Source organism: Acidovorax sp. SUPP3434 (assembly GCF_030159015.1).
In the GTDB taxonomy this organism is placed as follows: domain Bacteria; phylum Pseudomonadota; class Gammaproteobacteria; order Burkholderiales; family Burkholderiaceae_C; genus Paracidovorax.
On the sequence record NZ_BQXL01000003.1, the window covers coordinates 538,010 to 556,417 of the forward strand.

General features: G+C 63.7%; 18 protein-coding genes and 1 tRNA gene. 4 read left to right on the top strand and 15 right to left on the bottom strand.

The features are described 5' to 3' along the window. Positions 1–101 precede the first annotated feature (101 nt). Genes AVKW3434_RS08860 through AVKW3434_RS08875 form a run of 4 tightly spaced genes read right to left on the bottom strand, consistent with a single transcriptional unit; the run spans position 102 to position 3,934 of the window. A complete protein-coding gene (locus AVKW3434_RS08860) occupies positions 102–1,040 on the bottom strand; it encodes an ATP-binding cassette domain-containing protein (protein ID WP_284405521.1) in 939 nt (312 codons plus the stop codon). Next, the gene (locus AVKW3434_RS08865; protein ID WP_284405555.1) at positions 1,037–2,056 is read right to left on the bottom strand and encodes an ABC transporter ATP-binding protein; all 1,020 of its coding nucleotides are present in this window, start codon (positions 2,054–2,056) and stop codon (positions 1,037–1,039) included. The genes AVKW3434_RS08860 and AVKW3434_RS08865 overlap by 4 nt, the downstream gene beginning before the upstream one ends. 28 nt (positions 2,057–2,084) lie before the next feature. Beyond that, a complete protein-coding gene (locus AVKW3434_RS08870; protein ID WP_284405522.1) occupies positions 2,085–2,972 on the bottom strand; it encodes an ABC transporter permease in 888 nt (295 codons plus the stop codon). Beyond that, entirely contained in the window at positions 2,972–3,934 is a 963-nt protein-coding gene (locus AVKW3434_RS08875) for an ABC transporter permease (protein WP_284405523.1), read from the bottom strand. Before AVKW3434_RS08875 ends, AVKW3434_RS08870 begins: the two co-directional genes overlap by 1 nt. Positions 3,935–4,237: 303 nt before the next feature. On the opposite strand from AVKW3434_RS08875, the gene AVKW3434_RS08880 reads away from it, so the two are divergent. Next, on the top strand, positions 4,238–4,507 hold the full coding sequence (locus AVKW3434_RS08880) for a YfhL family 4Fe-4S dicluster ferredoxin (protein WP_272564890.1): 270 nt from the start codon (positions 4,238–4,240) through the stop codon (positions 4,505–4,507). 60 nt (positions 4,508–4,567) lie between these two features. Here the strand turns inward: AVKW3434_RS08880 and pth are convergent, their stop codons facing one another. The 7 genes from pth to AVKW3434_RS08915 form a co-directional block, all read right to left on the bottom strand. Beyond that, complete coding sequence (gene pth, locus AVKW3434_RS08885; protein WP_284405524.1) at positions 4,568–5,176, bottom strand: aminoacyl-tRNA hydrolase; 609 nt, start codon at positions 5,174–5,176, stop codon at positions 4,568–4,570. 135 nt (positions 5,177–5,311) lie between these two features. Next, positions 5,312–5,947, bottom strand: a complete 636-nt coding sequence (locus tag AVKW3434_RS08890) for a 50S ribosomal protein L25/general stress protein Ctc (RefSeq protein WP_272564888.1) — start codon at positions 5,945–5,947, stop codon at positions 5,312–5,314. A gap of 147 nt (positions 5,948–6,094) precedes the next feature. Further along, entirely contained in the window at positions 6,095–7,069 is a 975-nt protein-coding gene (locus AVKW3434_RS08895) for a ribose-phosphate pyrophosphokinase (RefSeq protein ID WP_272548852.1), read from the bottom strand. 44 nt (positions 7,070–7,113) lie between these two features. After that, positions 7,114–7,190: transfer RNA gene (locus AVKW3434_RS08900), tRNA-Gln, on the bottom strand. A 24-nt stretch (positions 7,191–7,214) separates the two neighbouring features. Beyond that, on the bottom strand, positions 7,215–8,078 hold the full coding sequence (gene ispE, locus AVKW3434_RS08905) for a 4-(cytidine 5'-diphospho)-2-C-methyl-D-erythritol kinase (protein ID WP_284405525.1): 864 nt from the start codon (positions 8,076–8,078) through the stop codon (positions 7,215–7,217). 5 nt (positions 8,079–8,083) lie between these two features. Beyond that, positions 8,084–8,503 carry a lipoprotein insertase outer membrane protein LolB gene (locus tag AVKW3434_RS08910; protein WP_284402291.1) on the bottom strand — a complete coding sequence of 140 codons (420 nt, stop codon included), beginning with the start codon at positions 8,501–8,503 and terminating at the stop codon, positions 8,084–8,086. A 119-nt stretch (positions 8,504–8,622) separates the two neighbouring features. Then, a complete protein-coding gene (locus tag AVKW3434_RS08915) occupies positions 8,623–10,413 on the bottom strand; it encodes a tetratricopeptide repeat protein (protein ID WP_284405526.1) in 1,791 nt (596 codons plus the stop codon). Between the two features lie 29 nt (positions 10,414–10,442). Here AVKW3434_RS08915 and mutM point away from each other — a divergent pair, with 29 nt between their 5' ends. The 3 genes from mutM (at position 10,443) to mutY (ending at position 14,365) form a co-directional block, all read left to right on the top strand. Further along, complete coding sequence (gene mutM / locus AVKW3434_RS08920; RefSeq protein ID WP_284405527.1) at positions 10,443–11,258, top strand: bifunctional DNA-formamidopyrimidine glycosylase/DNA-(apurinic or apyrimidinic site) lyase; 816 nt, start codon at positions 10,443–10,445, stop codon at positions 11,256–11,258. A gap of 108 nt (positions 11,259–11,366) precedes the next feature. Further along, positions 11,367–13,328, top strand: coding sequence for a dynamin family protein (locus tag AVKW3434_RS08925; protein WP_284405528.1), 1,962 nt, complete (start codon positions 11,367–11,369; stop codon positions 13,326–13,328). Then, positions 13,325–14,365, top strand: a complete 1,041-nt coding sequence (gene mutY, locus AVKW3434_RS08930) for an A/G-specific adenine glycosylase (RefSeq protein ID WP_284405529.1) — start codon at positions 13,325–13,327, stop codon at positions 14,363–14,365. The genes AVKW3434_RS08925 and mutY overlap by 4 nt, the downstream gene beginning before the upstream one ends. Before the next feature lie 39 nt (positions 14,366–14,404). Here the strand turns inward: mutY and rapZ are convergent, their stop codons facing one another. From rapZ to AVKW3434_RS08950, 4 genes are read right to left on the bottom strand one after another with little or no spacing between them, the layout of a single operon-like run. Then, positions 14,405–15,268, bottom strand: a complete 864-nt coding sequence (gene rapZ, locus AVKW3434_RS08935) for an RNase adapter RapZ (RefSeq protein WP_284405530.1) — start codon at positions 15,266–15,268, stop codon at positions 14,405–14,407. A 4-nt stretch (positions 15,269–15,272) separates the two neighbouring features. Further along, positions 15,273–16,940: a DNA repair protein RecN gene (recN, locus tag AVKW3434_RS08940; protein WP_284405531.1), complete on the bottom strand. Its 1,668-nt coding sequence runs from the start codon at positions 16,938–16,940 to the stop codon at positions 15,273–15,275. Continuing rightward, positions 16,941–17,837, bottom strand: coding sequence for an NAD kinase (locus AVKW3434_RS08945; RefSeq protein ID WP_272564878.1), 897 nt, complete (start codon positions 17,835–17,837; stop codon positions 16,941–16,943). Between the two features lie 15 nt (positions 17,838–17,852). Beyond that, positions 17,853–18,146, bottom strand: a complete 294-nt coding sequence (locus tag AVKW3434_RS08950) for a helix-turn-helix domain-containing protein (protein ID WP_284405532.1) — start codon at positions 18,144–18,146, stop codon at positions 17,853–17,855. Positions 18,147–18,408 lie beyond the last annotated feature (262 nt).

Genomic DNA, 18,408 nt, shown 5'->3' on the forward strand with positions numbered 1-18,408 from the left:
GACCAGGGGCGGGACGGAAGGCGAGGGGGCGGGCGGCGGCATCGGATCGGCGGGGTGGATCGGCCGGCGGCACGCGCCCTCGGCGGCCAACAGGCTTTTTACTACACCCCGGGCCCGGCCGGGGGGCGCCGCGCCGCAGGCGCACGCGCCCGCCCGGGTTCGATGGATGGCACGGCGGCCACCAGCGCGCGGGTGTAGGGGTGCTCGGCCTGGGTGAACAGCGCCTGGGGCGTGCCGCGCTCCACGATGCGGCCCTGGTAGAGCACCACCACCTCGTCGCACAGGTGGTGGACCACGGCCAGGTCGTGGCTGATGAGCAGGTAGGTGATGCCGAAGCGCTCCTGCAGGTCCTGCAGCAGGTTCAGCACCTGGGCCTGCACCGAGACGTCGAGCGCGCTCACCGGCTCGTCGGCCACCACCAGCCGCGGCCGCGTGACGATCGCGCGCGCGATGGCGATGCGCTGGCGCTGCCCGCCCGAGAACTCGTGCGGGTACTTGTCCAGGTCGCTCGTGCGCAGGCCCACCTGGGCGAGCGCCTCGCCCGCCCGCTCGCGCTGCTCGGCGCGCGACACCTTCGCCGTGCCCGGCGTGGCGGGCAGTGCCTGCAGCGGCTCGGCCACGATGCGCGCCACCGTCTGGCGCGGATCGAGCGAGCCGTAGGGGTCCTGGAACACCATCTGGAAGTCGCGCCGAGCGGCCCGCAGTTCGGCCGCCGGCAGCGCGTGCAGGTCGCGGCCCAGCAGGTGCACGCTGCCGGCGGTGGGCGCATCGAGCGCCATCACCAGCCGCGCCAGCGTCGATTTGCCCGAGCCGGATTCGCCCACCACGCCGAGGCTGCGGCCGGGCGCGATGGACAGGCTCACCCCGTCCAGCGCCCGCACCGTGGGCGGCGGCGACCACAGGCGCTCGCGCGGCAGGGCGTATTCGCGCACCAGGCCGGTGGCCTGCAGCAGCGGGGGCTCTTTGGGGTCGAATCGGTCCTGTGCCCTAGTACTGATTGCCGTGGTTGCTATGTTTTTGATAGTGGAATCCAAGGTCATGCCCGGCCCTCCTGCGCCGCCGCTGCCGCCACCGCGTCCAGGCGAATGCAGCGGGCCGAATGGCCGTCGCCCAGCGGCACGGCCGCCGGCAGGGCCGGGTAGCACGCGGGCACCGTGAAGCCGCAGCGGCCCGCGAACGGGCAGCCGGGCGGCAGGTCCACCAGTTCCGGCACCGTGCCGGCGATGGTGGGCAGGCGCACGCGCGCACCGTGGGCGCCCCTTCCCGACGCAGCCGCGTCGAGCCGCGGGCGGGCCGCGAACAGCCCCCGCGTGTAAGGGTGGGCCATGGCTGAGAACACTGCCGCCGTGGGGCCGCGCTCGACCACCGTGCCGCCGTACATCACCAGCATGCGGTCCACGTTCTGCGCGATCACGCCCAGGTCGTGCGAGATCAGGATCAGCGCCATGCCGCGCTCGGCCACCAGTTCGCCGATCAGCCCCAGGATCTGCTGCTGCACCGTCACGTCCAGCGCAGTGGTGGGTTCGTCGGCGATCAGCAGGTCCGGTCCGCAGGCCAGTGCCATCGCGATGGTGATGCGCTGGCGCTGCCCGCCCGAGAACTGGTGCGGGAACGCATCGAAGCGCTGCGCCGCGCGGGCAATGCCCACGCGGTCCAGCAGCGCCACGGCCTGCGCACGCGCGGCGGCGGCCGGCAGGCCCAGGTGCCGCCGCAGCGGCTCGGCCACCTGCCGGCCGATGGTGTGCACCGGGTTGAGCGCCGTCATGGGCTCCTGGAAGACCATGCCGATGCGGCGCCCGCGGATGCGGCACAGCGCCGCCTCGTCCTGGCCCAGCAGCTCGGTGCCGTCGAAGCGGATGCTGCCGCGCGTGGTGGCGCGGTCCGGCAGCAGGCCCATCAGCGCCATGGCGGTGAGCGACTTGCCGCAGCCCGACTCGCCGATCAGGCCCAGTGTTTCGCCACGTTCGAGCGTGAAGCCCACGCCCCGCACGGCATCGGCCGGGCCGCGGTGCGTGTGCAGCCGCACGTGCAGGTCGGAGACTTCGAGCAAGGGCATGGCGGGCGGGGCGTGGGGGGCCATGGCGTCAGCGCTGGCGCGACAGGCGCGGGTCGAGCAGGTCGCGCAGGCCATCGCCCAGCAGGTTCAGCCCCAGCACCGCCAGCGCGATCGCCACGCCGGGCCACACGGCCAGCAGCGGCGCCTGGAACATCAGCGTCTGCGCCTCGCTCAGCATGCGGCCCCAGGACGGCTGCGGCGGCTGCGTGCCCAGGCCCAGGTACGACAGCGCGGCCTCCGCCAGGATGGCCAGCGCGAACTGGATCGTGGCCTGCACGATCAGCGCCGCCGCGATGTTGGGCAGCACGTGCTCCCGCGTGATGCGCCACGGGCCCTTGCCGCAGGCGCGCGCCGCCAGGATGAATTCGCGCGACCACACGGCATTGGCGGAGGCGCGCGTGACCCGGGCGAAGGTGGGGATGTTGAAGATGCCGATGGCGATGATCGAATTGACCACGCCCGCCCCGAACACGGCGGTGAGCATGATGGCCGAGAGAATCGCCGGGAACGCGAAGGTGAAGTCCGCCATCCGCATGATGAGTTCTTCCACCCAGCCGCGCCGCGCCGCCGCCAGCAGCCCGAGCGCCGTGCCGATGGACAGGCCGATGCCCACCGCGATCACCCCCACCAGGATGGAATTGCGCGCGCCCACCAGCAGCAGCGAGGCCACGTCGCGCCCGAACGCATCGGTGCCCAGCCAGTGCGCGGCCGAGGGGGGCAGCAGCTTGGCCTCCATGTCCATGTCGTAGGGCGAGCCGGGCGTCCACACGAAGGACACCAGCGCCGCCAGCACCAGCAGCAGCGACAGCACCGCGCCGATGGCGAAGCTGCGGTGGCGCAGCGCGCGGCGCAGGCCGGACGGCGCGGCCCCCGCTGCCGGGACGGGCTGGGAGGGCGTGGCGGGGGACGGGGGCATCACAGGTCGCTCGCTTTCACGCGCGGGTCGATGGCGGCATAGAGAAGGTCCACCACGAAGTTCACCACGATCACCATGGCCGCCAGCAGCATCACGCAGTTGCGCACCACGATCAGGTCGCGGTTGGCGATCGACTGGAAGATCAGCCGCCCCAGGCCCGGCAGGTAGAACACGTTCTCCACCACGATGGTGCCGGCCAGCAGGTTGGCGAACTGCAGGCCCATCACCGTCACCACGGGAATCATCGCGTTGCGCAGCACGTGGCCCCAGAGCGCCGCGCGGCGCGACAGGCCCTTGGCACGGGCCGTGCGCACGAAGTCCTCGCGCAGCACCTCCAGCACTGCCGAGCGGGTGATGCGCGCCAGGATCGCCGCCTGCACCACGGCCAGCGAGATCGCCGGCAGCAGCAGTGCCTTCAGCGCCTCAAGCGGGCTACCGCCGCTGTCCTCGGTCCAGCCCGGAAAGCCGCCCGCCGAGAACCACTGCAGCTTCACCGAGAACAGCAGGATCAGCAGGATGGCGAACCAGAAATTCGGAATGGCGATGCCGATCTGCGCCAGCCCCATCACGCCCACGTCGCCCCAGCGGTTGTGGCGCGATGCCGCGTACACGCCCGCCAGCAGCGCCAGCACGGTGGTGATCGCCATGGCCATCAGCGCCAGCGGCACGGTGAGCGCCAGCCGCTCCAGCACCAGGTCCCGCACCGGAGTGCCGTAGGCGTAGCTGTCGCCCAGCTGGCCCGTGAGCAGCCCGCCCACCCAGTGGCCGTAGCGCTGCAGCGCGGGCTGGTCCAGCCCCAGCTTCGTCGCCAGGGCGGCCACGGCCTCGGGCGAGGCATCCGGCCCCATCAGCATCTGCGCCGCATTGCCGGGCAGGATCTCCAGCACCACGAACACGACCACCGACGCCCCGGCCAGCGTGGCGATGAGCGTGAGCAACCGTTTGAGGAGGAAGGGTCCCATGGGATGGATCGGAAGGGCGCCGCCAGGCGTCCGGGCTGCCGAAAGGGGCAGGGCGGTGTGGGTGCAGCATAGCGGCAAACACCGCGCGGCGGTCGGAGGCGGGGCGTGTGCGGTGCACTGGTGCCCGCTGCGGCACGCGTGCGGATGGGCCGGCGCAGGGGCGCGTGGGGATGGGGCATAGGGGGGGCAGACCGCCCCGCCTGTGCCAGGGACTTGCCGGTGCGGGGATAATCCCGGCATGACGTCCGCCCTCCGTGCCCTTGCGGCCTTTCGCGCGCCCCAGGCCTGTGCCAGGAGATCGCCATGGCTTTGATGATCACCGACGAGTGCATCAACTGCGACGTGTGCGAGCCCGAGTGCCCCAATCAGGCCATTTACCTGGGCGAGGCCATCTATGAAATCGACCCCGCCAAGTGCACCGAGTGCGTGGGCCATTTCGATGAGCCGCAGTGCGTGCAGATCTGCCCCGTGGCCTGCATTCCGGTCAGCCCGCAGCACGTGGAAAGCCGCGAAACCCTGTTCCAGAAGTACGAGCGCCTGCAAGCCGCAGCGGCCCAGGGCGCTGCGTCCTGATCCAGGCGTTTCGGCCTCCCGCGCAGGAGAGTATTGCGCGGGCAGCTCTCAAAATAATAGCTAAATGCCGTCGGGCCGTGGCGGCTTGGGGCGCGGGGGCTTGGTCGTGTGCACCAGCAGCGTGGCCTTTTCCATGTCGCCCGCCAGCATCGCCGGGTGTGCCTTCAACGAATGGGCGATGCTGTCTTCGATCAGCGTGCGCTGGTCGGGCGACGGCTTCTTGAGCACCCAGTTCGCCACTTCCGCCTTGATGCCCGGGTGCCCGATCCCGATGCGCAGGCGCCAGTAATCCGCCGATCCCAATTGCGCATGGATGTCGCGCAGTCCGTTGTGGCCGGCATGGCTGCCGCCGCGCTTGAGCTTCACATGGCCCGGGGCGATGTCGAGTTCATCGTGCGCCACCAGGATTTCGTCGGGTTGGATCTTGAAGAACCGCGCCAGCGCCGCCACCGATTTGCCCGAGAGATTCATGAAGGTCTGGGGCTCCAGCAGCCAGACGCTCTGCCCGTGCACGTTCGTGCGGGCGACAAGGCCGTGGTAGTTGCGGTCCGGCACCAGCGTGGTTTTCAGTTCGCGGGCCAGTGCATCGATCCACCAGAATCCGGCGTTGTGGCGGGTGGCGTCGTAGTCGGGCCCTGGGTTGCCCAGGCCCACAAACAGTTTGATCATGGTGTCCGCGATTATCCGTGTGTGCCCAAGAAAAACGGCCCACGCAGGTGGGCCGTTCGGAGCGGTGCCGCCGGAGCGGCCCGCCAGGAGGTTGCCCTCCGCCTGCCGCCGGGACGGCGACAGTTGGGGAGAAGATTACTTCTTCTTGCCCTTGCCGCCCTTGGCGTCGGCGGCAGGTGCTGCGTCGGCAGCAGGTGCTTCCACTTCGACCACGGGGTTGGTCACGGACACCAGAACGGGGTTGTTCTGGCCGCCACGGATTACGGCGCTCACGCCGCGGGGCAGCTTGATGTCCTTCAGGTGCAGCGATGCACCCTTCTTCAGCTTGGTCAGGTCCACGGCGATGAATTCGGGCAGGTCCGAAGGCATGCACGATACGTCGAGTTCGTTCACGACGGGGTTGACCAGGCACTTGTCCACCTTCACGGCATCGGATTCTTCAGCGCCGCTGTAGTGCAGTGGCACCTTCATGTGCAGCTTGGTCTTGGCATCCACGCGCTGGAAGTCGATGTGCAGCACGAGTTGCTTGTAGGGGTGGTATTGCACGTCACGCAGCAGCACCTTGGAGGTGGTGCCGGCCACTTCCATGTCCAGCACGCTGGAGTGGAAGGCTTCCTTCTTGAGGGCGTGCCACAGCGCGTTGTGGTCGATCTCGATCAGTTGGGGCTCGGCGGCACCGCCGTAGACGATGCCGGGCGTCTTGCCCGTGTTGCGCAGACGGCGGCTCGCACCCGTACCTTGCTTGGCGCGCTCAAAAGCGACGAAGTTCATGGTTAGCTCCTGTGAGGGCCGGCCGCGACCAGCTCGGCCCTGTTGAAAAAGACCCGTGCCACCTGGCAGCGGACCTGCTTGTGTTCCCGAACGAACAAACCTCCCGAAGGAGGTCTGCCATCCCTTCCGCCCCGAGGGCGGACGTCATCAGAAAAGGTTGTCCTGGTCCGAGAACAGACTCATCACCGACTCTCCCTTGGCGATGCGCTGGATCGTTTCTGCGATCAGCGGTGCCACGGAGAGCTGGCGAATCTTGGTGCATCCCTTGGCGGCTTCGCTCAAGGGGATGGTGTTGGTCACGACCACTTCGTCGAGTGCGGAGCCCTTGGCGATGCGCTCGATGGCCGGGCCCGAGAAAATGGGGTGCGTGCAATAGGCGTACACCTTCTTGGCGCCGCGCTCCTTGAGCACTTCAGCGGCCTTCACGAGTGTGCCGGCGGTGTCGATCATGTCATCCATGATCACGCAGTTGCGGCCGTCGATCTCGCCGATCACGTGCATCACTTCCGATACGTTGGCCTTCGGGCGGCGCTTGTCGATGATGGCCAGATCGCAGTTCAACTGCTTGGCCAGGGCCCGTGCGCGCACCACGCCGCCCACATCGGGCGACACGACGATCAGGTCGTCGTATTGTTTCTGGCGCAGGTCGCCCAGCAGCACGGGCGATGCGTAGATGTTATCCACGGGGATGTCGAAGAAGCCCTGAATCTGGTCTGCATGCAGGTCCATCGTCAGCACGCGGGCCACGCCCACGGCCTGCAGCATGTTGGCCACCACCTTGGCGGAAATTGGCACGCGGCTGGAGCGCGGACGGCGGTCCTGGCGGGCATAGCCAAAGTAGGGGATCACTGCGCTGATGCGTTCGGCAGAAGCGCGCTTGAGCGCATCGACCATGATCAGCAGTTCCATGAGGTTTTCGTTGGTCGGCGCGCAGGTCGACTGCACGACGAACACATCGCGGGCACGGACGTTCTGCTTGATTTCGACAGTGACTTCGCCGTCGGAGAAACGGCCCACGTCCACTGCACCCAGCGTGGTGCCGAGGTGCCGGGCAATGTCCGCCGCCATCCCAGGATTGGCGTTGCCGGTGAAAACCATGAAGTCGGGGTGATTGGCTTGCATGAGCGACCCAGCAGTCTAAAAAAAAGCCCGTGTGCGAAAGTATTTGGCAGGGGAAGAAGGATTCGAACCTTCGCATGCCGGAATCAAAATCCGGTGCCTTAACCAGCTTGGCGACTCCCCTACACAGGTCGATCACTGAAAGTAATCAACCGAAATCCTGATCCGAGGCCCATCCTGCCAGAGGATGAATCATCAGATTTTCACATGCCTTGACTTGCCACGCGCCGGGCGCGTCTTGCAAGTTCACTGCCTGTGGCATCTGCGCAAACACTGCACTTCCCGAGCCAGTCATTCGGCCTTGCAACCCTTTCGATTCCAGCCACTGAAGGGCTTGACCGATCTCGGGACACAGTGCCTGAGCAACCGGCTGCAGATCGTTACTTCCAAACTGGTAGTGTGCTGCAGCAAAGCCTAAGATTGTAGCACAGCCAGAATCGCGTTTTAAGGAAGGGTGCGAAAAAATCGATTTCGTATCCAATCCCGCTTCTGGTTTGACCACCAGGAATTGTGTTCTTGGCAGTGCATGCGCTTTCTCAAGCGGGCGTATTGTCTCACCAATTCCTTCCACCCAAGCGTTATGGCCGCGTAAAAAAAATGGCACGTCGGCGCCCAGCGACAGCCCGATGCGCTCCAGTTCCCCACGCGTCAGTTGCAGGTTCCACAATCGGTTGAGGGCCAGCAGGGTCGAGGCCGCATCGGACGAACCACCCCCCATACCCGCCTGCGCTGGAACTCGCTTTTCAATGCCTATGTGTGCGCCCAGCGTGCATCCGGTGGCAAGCTGCAAGGCCGAGGCTGCGCGCACGCAAAGGTCTTGTGGGGGCAGAGCCTCCGACAGGTCCTCCCGGGTGATCCCGCCGTCCTCGCGCAGTTCGAAATGGAGCGTGTCGCACCAATCGATCAGCATGAACACCGATTGCAGCAGGTGATAGCCGTCGGCGCGTCGCCCGGTGATGTGCAGAAAGAGATTGAGCTTGGCCGGCGCCGGCACATCGTGCAAAGACCGCATGGGTATCAGCGGTCCAGGGCAATGCGCAGTGTGGCGTGCGGCAAGGGGCTGCGACGGTGAGCGACGAGCCTTCCACGGTCCATGCCGTCGAGTTCTGCCTCCCAGCCATCGACCGCGATGGGTTCGCGTTTGAGCCAGCCGAACAAGGCGGAAACCGGCACCGTGCTGCCTGTCAGCTGCAGGACCAGCGCGTCCAGCGAGTCGGATCGTCGCGTTTCCGATCCGTTGGTCAGTGTGGCCAGCCCGGGCGACCACGCCAGCTTGGCCATCACATTGCCGAAGGGGTTGAGAAGCGTCAGTTCCCCTTGTTCGGGGGCGCCTCGCAATTCGAATGCAGCGTTCAACGGTTGTGCGGCGGGATCGTCCACTTGCAGCGAGAGCCGGCCGCTCCATGCATCGCTGGGCGCTGCATCCTGCGTGGCCAAGTGGGCGTGCTGCGCACAACCCGTGAGGAGCAAGAAGGCCACCGTTGCCAGCCAGGTACTCCAGGCAGGCCAGGCGCTTTTGGCATCTGCGCGGCGAACACCGCTTGCGGCATGCCGCATCAAGGGTTGGCCCCCAGGCGCTTCAAAGTCTGGCGCAGGGTGTCGTTGTCCTTGTTCAGCCGCAGGCCTTCTTTCCAGACAGATGTCGCGCGATCGCGCTCTCCAAGCGACCACAGCACTTCGCCCAGATGGGCCGCGATTTCCGGATCGGGTTGCGCCTTGAATGCATCGCCGAGCAAGCGCGCGGCTTCTTTCCGATTACCGAGCCGAAACTCGACCCAGCCGAGACTGTCCATGATGAACGGGTCGCCGGGCGCGTATTCCAGCGCCTTGGCAATCAGCTGTTTGGCTTCCGGCAGCCGGATGTCGCGCTCCGCGAATGAATATCCCAAGGCGTTGTAGGCATGGTGGTAGTCGGGCTGGCGGGCAATGATCTGCCGCAGCAGCTTTTCCATCTCGTCCAGCAAGCCCGCTTTTTCGGCCAGCATGGCTTGGTCATAGACGAGTTCGTTGTCTTGCGGAGCCAAGGCAACGGCCTTGGCTTGGGCTTCATAGGCTTCCCGGTATTTCTGTGCATCGCGCAGCAGCTGGACCTCGGCGAGCAATTTCATTCGCTCTTCCTGGGGTGTCTTCGCGGGCAGCGCGCGAATGAGCGCAAGAGCTTCAGGTAACTTGCCCTGGCGAGCTAGCAGGGATGCCCTGCGGCTTTGCACCGTCAGCAGTTCTGCGGAGTTCTCGACCCGGCCCAGCCAAGCCTCCGCTTCCGCCAGGTTGCCCCGCTTTTCTGCGATCTGGGCTTGCAGCAGGAATGCCTGCGTCATCGCGCTTCGGCGCGGATCGCTCGCAGGCAGTGCCTCAAGGAGTTTCTGAAACTGCGTCAGGGACGCATACGCCTCATCGAGGCGGTTGGCCTGCAAGTGCAGGCTGGCTTTGACCAGCCAGGCTTCTGCCATGTCCGGCGTGCTCTGGGTCAGCAGATCCGCCTGCTTGGAGGCTTCCGCATAGCGTTGTGAGTCCAGCAGGGTGCGAACGTATACCATGCGGATTTCCGGCTTGGGTGTCCCGGCCAGATAGCGGGCAACCAATGGCTCGGCCTCTGTCTCGCCGGCTTCCAGCAGTTGCAGCGCCAGCAAGGCGACTCCTTCGGCGGGCGCATCCATGGTCTGGGCCTGGCGTGCGGCTTCCAGTCCGCCCTTCTTGTCGCCCGCGGCCAGGCGCATTCGGCCGATGGTGATCCACGCGGACGGGCCGGATGCCGGGTTGCTGAGCTGATCTGCCAGCGCCTGCTCGACGACCTTGGCGGCTATGGCCTTGTCGCTGGCCCGTCCGTACAACTGCGGAATGGCCTGGAGCGTCATCGCCCTGTCATTCGCAGGCGATTGATCCAATTCCTGCTTGAGGAGGTCGGACGTCTCCTCGATGCGATTGAGCGCAATGAGGATCTGCAACACGTACCGGTTGGCCTCGCGCGACTGAGGCTGTGCGCTTTTCCACGCCCTCGCTGCCGCCAGCGCATATTCGGCCGAGCGCGATTGCAGGGCAATCTCGACGGCCCGTCGATAAAGCTGGCCATCGCCGCTGCGGCGGGCTGCTTCGAGCATGAGCGAATAACCGGTGCCGGGATCCCCCCCCGTGGTGCTGATCTCCCCGAGCAGGATTTCATAGAACAGTTCTGCATCGAGTGCGGCGGCTGCATCGCTGGAAGACTCCTGAGACGCTCGAAGACCAGCTTGCGATGTCGGTGCCGGCGAATTTTGCGCCTGTGCAGAAAGAGTTCCCGTCACCATGGCGCATGCCAGGGTGATGGTCCAGAGTCGATGTGATTGCGCCATCAACCCATAATAATCCATGGTTCAACGTCTTTGTGGAGCGTGCAGGCATGCCTGAGTTGCCGGAAGTGGAAGTAACGCGACTCAGCATCGCGAAGGGGATTTCCGGCGCGGTAATCCAGTCGGTCACGGTGGGCAAGCCATTGAGATGGCCACTTGGTTGCCCGCCCGAGGGGTTGATTGGCCGCACCATCACGGCAGTGCGGCGCCGGGGCAAGTATTTGCTCCTGGACCTGGACGGAGGGCTTCTCTTGATCCATCTCGGCATGTCGGGAAGCCTTCGTCTGGGGCAAGCGCTGGAAGCGCGTGGTCCACACGACCATTTTGAAATGGAAACGACCTTGGGGACCCTGCGCCTGCGGGATCCTCGAAGATTCGGCGCAGTGGTTTGGGCGCAAGACGAGGGTGCCGAAGAAGCGAAGAAGCTGTTGGGCTCACTGGGGGTGGAACCCCTTTCCGACCTGTTCACCGTCGACGGTCTCTTTGCCGGGTTGCGTGCGAGCCGGGCGCCGGTGAAGCAGGTCTTGCTCGGCGGCAAGGTGGTGGTGGGGGTCGGAAACATCTACGCATCGGAAGTGCTGTTCCTGGCGGGCATCCGCCCGACAGTGACGTCGTCGACCATCGGCCTGGCGCGGGTTCGCCGCCTGCACGCAGCCATCCGCGAGGTACTGGCGCGCGCGGTCGAGCGTGGCGGCAGCACGCTGCGGGACTTTGCCAGCGCGGACGGCAGTGAGGGCCATTTCCAGCTGGAGGCGCATGTCTATGGACGGCACAACGAGGCGTGCCGGGCCTGCGGGTCTCCGGTGCGAATGATCCGGCAGGGCCAGCGCAGCACCTACTATTGCATCCGTTGCCAGAAGGCTTAGGGTCAAGCGGGGTGGCGTCACGCCGCGTCGAGCTTTCAACAAGTTCGTTGGGTGCTATATTTTGCGAAGGCTCCTGCACGTGCGGGCGCAGCGACACTCGGGAGCAAAGTGGGACCCTCTTTTAACGAACAGTTCGACCAGCACGGCGCGTGGCGTCGGGCATTCGCACTTCAACTGAAGCAGTTGGCCGACTGGATGGCGTCGCATTCCCTCATGGACGCGGCCGTTGGCGAGAAGCTCCAGCGACTGGAAGGGCAAGTGCGCAGCGACAAGGTCATGGTGGCTTTCGTCGCGGAGTTTTCCCGGGGCAAGTCCGAACTGATCAACGCCATTTTCTTTGCCGACTATGGCCGCCGGATCATGCCCGCCAGCGCGGGACGAACGACGATGTGCCCGACGGAATTGGGCTACGACCCCAGCGTGCCTGTGAGCCTGCGCCTGCTTCCCATCGACACCCGGCTGCAGGTGCAGGGGCTGACGGAGTGGCGTCTGAAACCCGAACGCTGGGTGCAGATTCCCTTGGATGTGAATGATGCCGGGCAGATGGCCCGCTCGCTCGAGAAGGTGGCCGAGGTCCGGCGCGTCACCTTGGACGAGGCGCGAGCGCTTGGCTTCTGGCACGACGACCTGCCGGAGGAAAACCCGGTACCGGACGCCAGCGGCCTGGTGGAGGTTCCGATGTGGCGCCATGCCCTCATCAACATTCCCCATCCGCTGCTCAAGCAGGGCTTGGTCATTCTGGACACGCCCGGACTGAACGCGGTGGGGGCGGAGCCCGAACTCACCATCAATCTGATTCCGCAGGCACATGCGGTGGTCTTCATCCTGGGAGCGGACACCGGGGTCACGCGGTCCGATCTCTCGATCTGGCGGGAACATCTGGCAGCCCCGTCTGAAAATGCGGATGCCCGTTTGGTGGTCCTCAACAAGATCGACACACTGTGGGACACCCTGAACTCGCCTGAGCAGGTTCAAGAACAGCTAGAGCGCCAGCGCCTGACCTCTGCCGAGATGCTGGGTATCTCGCAAGAGCACGTCATGCTGGTGTCAGCCCAGAAAGGGTTGATCGCCAAAATCCAGTGCGATGACCTGTTGCTGGAGCGCAGCGGCTTGCCTCTTTTGGAAGAAGCGCTGGCACAAGGGGTGATGGGCAAGCGCCAGTCCATTCTCCGCTCTGCCGTGGCAGCGGGCATTGCCGGCCTGCGTTCGGAAACCTCCCGCGTGATCAACATCCGCCGGCGCGATCTCGATGACCAGATGCTGGAATTGCGGAGTTTGCGCGGAAAGAATGCTTCCGTCATCGATTCCATGCGCACTCGCATCGAGCAGGAGCAGCGGGAGTTCGAGCTGAGCACCGCGAAGATTCAGGCGGTGCGTGCGGTCCATCTCAAATTGCTGCGCGATATCTTCCATGAGCTCGGAGCCCGTTCGCTGAAGGCCGAACTGGTGCTGCTCACAGACGCATTGCAGCAAAAGGGACTGAAGCTGGGCGTGCGCAAAATCTACGCGGAGACCTTCCAGCGGCTGCAGGCCATCGTGGACAAGGCGCAATCTTCGGGCACTGAAATCCATGCCATGTTGGGCGGTACATTCCGACAGCTCAACACGGACTTCGGCTTTTCACTCCAAGTGCCTCCGACTCCGCAACTGGAGCCCTTCCTGCAGGAAATCGCGCAAATTGAGCAGCGGCATTTGCAGTACCTGGGCGTGGGCAATGCCCTCAAACTGGCGCAGCCTGAGTTCGCGCAGCGATTGGTCCGTGCGCTCGGCATGCGGCTACGTACGGTGTTTGAATCGGTCGCCAACGATTTGGAACTGTGGAGCAAATCCGCAACAGCGCAACTGGATGCCCAATTGAGAGAGCGCAAACGGAGCTTTGCACGTCGCATCGAAGCGGTGGACCGCATTCAGCATGCAGCAAGCGGTTTGGTGGAGCGCATTGCAGAGATTGAAATGGCCGAGCAGGAGTTGGGGCAAATGGAAACGCGCTTGAATGAGATGACGGAGCAACTCGCAGCTGTCCCGCGCGCCGAGCCGCCCCAGGTCAGCCCGCAAACTGCCCTGGCATGAGCGACACCCCGGAAATCGCCACCGATGTGGTTCGGTGGCAGGCGGTGCATGGCCGCAACCATTTGCCTTGGCAGCAAACACGAGATCCTTATCGGGTATGGCTGTCTGAAATCATGCTGCAGCAAACCCAGGTCGTCACCGTCTTGGGCTATTACGAACGCTTTCTGGCGCGATTCCCGGATGTGCAGTCGCTGGCTGCGGCAACGGAGGGCGAGGTGCTCGCCTTGTGGAGCGGTTTGGGCTACTACAGTCGCGCCCGCAATCTGCACCGTTGTGCTCAGCAAGTCGTGGATTTGCACGGGGGCGAGTTTCCCCGGACCGCCGAGGTATTGGCCCAGTTGCCGGGAATCGGCCGATCGACGGCTGGTGCGGTCACGGCCTTCTGTTTTTCCGAGCGTGTTCCCATATTGGATGCAAATGTTCGCCGGGTGCTGACGCGAGTGCTTGGCTTCACGGCCGATTTGGCAATCGCCAAGAATGAACGTCTTCTTTGGGATCAGGCCTGTGCCTTGCTGCCAGTCAGTGATCTGCAGCATGCGATGCCGCGCTATACCCAGGGTCTGATGGATCTCGGAGCGACGGTGTGCACGCCAAAGAAACCGACCTGCATGGTCTGCCCTTTGAACCGGCAATGCAAAGCCCGCCGCGACGGAGACCCCGAACGCTATCCCGTGCGGACCCGCAAATTGTCGCGTCGTGCGGAGTCGTGGTGGCTGATGCTGCTGCAGGACGGAAATGGGCGTGTCTTGCTCCAGCAGCGTCCCTCCAGCGGCATTTGGGCGGGTCTGCACTGCCTGCCGGTGTTCGAGGAACGCGCAGCACTGCAAACAGCATTGGCATCACGGCCTGCGCCGCTTCAGGATTTGGAGGGATTTCTTCATGTCCTGACCCATCGGGATCTGCACCTCCATCCCGTGCAAATCCCGTGGCAAGCGGAATGGGGCCTTCCGGTGGATGGTGCCTGGTTCGGTGCTTCCGATTGGGACCGCTTGGGTATGCCAACGCCCATCCGGAAATTGCTGCTGGACCTGTCCTGATTTTTCCACGTCTCGCCACTCTGTGGCGAGACGTGAAAGTCACAGGCCGTCCAACTCACGATGCCGCCGCAGGGTGGTCCAACGCTGGCTGAAGTGCGCTGCCAAGCGCTCTACCAAATAAACCGAGCGGTGTTGTCCGCCCGTGCAGCCAATGGCCACGGTCACGTAGCTTCGATGATTCTGCGCCAAAGGCTCCAGCCAGTGCGAAAGGAACTGCGCGATGTGTTCCTGCATCAGTTTCACATCAGCCTGGTGCTGTAAATAGTCGATGACAGGCTGGTCTTTGCCTGTCAACACCTTCAACGCGGGCTCATAGTGGGGATTGGGCAGCATGCGCACGTCGAAGACGTAATCTGCATCGACAGGCACCCCCCGCTTGAAAGCAAACGATTGGAAGACCAGCGTCAATTGCCCGGGCAGGGCAGGCATCAGGCTTTTGACATAGCCCTGCAACTGCGCTGCTCGAATGGCGCTCGTGTCGATGACATGGGACTGTTCACGCAGCTCGGCCAGCAGTTCACGTTCCAGTTCGATGGTTTGCAGCAACGCGCGTTGGCCTTCTGTCCACTCGTCTCTGGAGAGGGGATGGCGCCGGCGCGTTTCCGAAAATCGCCGGATCAATGTGTCGGTGGTGGCATCCAGAAACAGCGAATGGACGACCACGCCCTCGCCGCGCAGGCGTTTTAATTCCTGCGGAACCAGCGGTAATGCGGTGGCGCTGCGAACATCCATTGCGATGGCAATCCGGTTGCCATGGTGCTGATGTTCCAGCGCGACGAAGGCTGCCAGCAGCTCGGGTGGCAGGTTGTCTACGCAGTAGTAGCCTGCGTCTTCCAAGGCATGCAGGGCAACGGATTTGCCGGAACCCGCCATGCCTGTGATCAATACGACCTCTAGCGTCATTTCGTCATGCCTTGATCTGTGCGGGTTGGTTGCTGCTGAGCATTTCGCGTGCGTGCGCCATGGTCGCCTTCGACTGGCGCTCCCCTCCTAACATCCGAGCCATTTCGATCACGCGTTTTTCTCCCTTCGCCACGGCTACCTGACTGGTGGTGTGCTGATCCTGACTGGTTTTTGCAACGATCAGATGGTGATCCGCACAGGCCGCCACTTGCGGAAGATGGGTAACGGCCAGCACCTGGCGATCGCGGCCCAACTGCTGCATCAGCCGACCCACCGTCTCGGCGACGGAGCCTCCAACGCCTGAGTCCACCTCGTCAAAAATCAGGGTAGGGGCCTCGCCCAACTGGCTAGTCGTCACGGAAATGGCCAACGAGATGCGAGACAGCTCCCCTCCAGAGGCGACTTTGCCAACAGGCCGGGGCGTGGCGCCAGGATGACCTGCGACCAGAAAAGAAACACTGTCGAGACCTTGAATGCCGGGTTCCGGTGTCGGTTCCAAAAGCACCTCAAACCGCCCGCCCACCATGCCCAGGCCCTGCATGGCTTGTGTGATCGACTGGGCAAGCTGTGGCGCCGCAGTCGTCCGCTGGCGGGACACTCCCTGCGCCGCCTTGCGATAGGCTGTGCCACTGGCCTGTTCGGCCGCATTGAGCGCTTCCAGGTCTGCTGCCGTCTCCAGTTTGGAGAGCTCCGCTTTCCATCCCTCCAGCAGTGCCGGCAGTTCCGATGGTGCCCGCTTGTATTTGCGTGACAGCGAAATCCACAGCGACAGGCGTGAATCCAACTGTTCAAGTCGCTCAGGATCGAGTTCCGTGTGTCGAAGGTAGCTTTGCAATGAATGGGCCACATCGGCCGCTTGGTCCATGCACGACTGAAGAACCTCTCCCATCGCCTTGAATTCGGGATCGAGGGTTTGCTGCTCCTGCAGCAGATGGCAGGCGCGGCTCAACTGAGTCTGTGCGCCGGACTCTTCATCCTCCAGCGCGGACAGGGCCGTTTGTGCGCTGTCCAGCAAGGCTTGGGCGTGAGAAAGGCGGCTGTGCTGGGTGTTGAGTTCTTCCCACTCGCTGGATGCCGGGCCCAGCGTTTCGACTTCACTGATCTGCCACTGCAGTCGTTCCCGCTCCTGTTGCAGGGTATGTCTGGCCGCTTCTGCTTGTGCTACCGCTTTGCGGTCGTCACGCCAGCGAGTCCAAAGCGGTTCCAGCGCCGCGGTGCTGATGCCGCCATAGGCATCCAACAGACTGCGAACGGCCTCCTGGCGCGTCAAGCTCTGCCATGCGTGCTGGCCATGGATATCAAGGAGATGCGCCCCCAGGGTCCGCATTTGGGTGGCGGTTGCTGGAACGCCGTTCATCCACGCACGGCTTTTTCCTTGCCGATCAATGGTTCGGCGAAGCAGCAGGCTTTCCTCCTGCGGGATGCCTGCTTCATCAAGCCATGCAGACAAACTGGGTGGGCAATCGAATTCAGCGCAGATGTCCGTGCGCTCGGTTCCCTCGCGAATCACCCCGGCGTCGGCGCGGCCGCCGAGCAGCATTTGCAAGGCATCGATCAGGATGGATTTGCCTGCACCCGTTTCTCCGGTCAGAACCGTAAATCCTTTGTGAAGATCCAGGTCCAGGACATCCACGATGACGAAATCGCGCAATGCGATCCGTTTGAGCGCCATCTATGAGCCCCCTTCATTCCAGCGCAATTTTTTGCGCAAAGTAGCAAAGTAGTTCCAGCCTCGAGGGTGCAAGAAGCGCACGCAGTGCTCCGACCGCCGAACCACGATCCGATCGCCATGCTGTAGCGATGCCAGCGACTGCATGTCGAAATTGGCGCTGACGTCTCGGCCCCCTACGACTTCCACCGCAATGTCCGTCGAATCCGGCAGCACGATGGGTCGATTGGACAGCGTATGGGGTGCGATGGGGACCATCACCCAACCAGGAATTGCAGGGTGCAGCATCGGGCCTCCCGCGGAGAGCGCATAGGCTGTGGACCCAGTGGGCGAAGCGATGATCAGCCCGTCTGCCCTTTGGTTCGAGACAAAATGCCCGCCCACTTCCACCCGCAATTCGACCATGCCGGAAGTGGAGCCACGATTGACGACGACGTCGTTGAGTGCCAGTGCTTCAAATACGCATTCGTCCTGACGCATCACGCAGGCATGCATGAGGGGTCTGGCGTCTTCTTCGTACTCGCCATGGAGCATCGGCCTCAGTGCTGAAGCATGCTCGCCCAAAGGGATATCGGTAATGAAGCCCAGTCGTCCCTGATTGATGCCGATCAGCGGGATTTTGTAGGGGGCCAATTGCCTGCCGATGCCCAGCATCGTGCCGTCTCCACCAATCACCATCCCCAGATCGCACTCCTTGCCGATCTGTTCCACCTGCATCGCAGGGTAGTCAGAAATGCCGGTGTTGTTCGCCGTTTCCTGATCCAGAATGGGTTCACAGCCTTCATTTCTGAGGAACTGGGCAACCTCTTGTACGGCATTGCGCGAACTGTCAGAAATAACGCTGGAAGTGAGCGGCTGATACTTGCCGAAGAGTGCGACCCGTGTGAACCTGAGCTTCATTGGGAAATTAGATCATTAAAGAGATCTGAGTTTTTCCATTCGCTTCAATGCTGCCTCTAGGGCTGCTTTGGCGCGCTGTCCTTTTGTCGTGTCCAGGTTGATTCCTTCGATCACTGCTTCAACGGCTGCGACTGCGGCATCTTCTCCTGCTACTGATGCAAGTGCTGCTCTGTCTGGAGCTGAGCACGGCCGCTTTCCACTCTTCCAGGCTGCGATGGTTGGTTGTTGCATGCCAAGCATCTGCGCCAGCTTGTATTCGCTACCGGCTATCACTGCGGCTTTTTCAATAAGGAAATTCAATTGGGTCATGGTTAGCACTCCTGCTAATATTGCATTTAGTTAGCAATGTTGCTATGTATTGCAACCGTGCTAACTAGATGCACTTTACCACCCATGGAGCTACCCATGCCAGCCCTGCAATTGAATTTCCCGGAATTGGCCGTGTGTGATGCGGCGAACGATTGCCACCCTCTGGTCTGTGCGGATGCATCCGCAGCCCTGGTAGCTCAGGTTGGCCGCGAGGGTGGCACCCAATGTTCCACCGGGAACGAAAAGCGCAAGGGACGCCCAG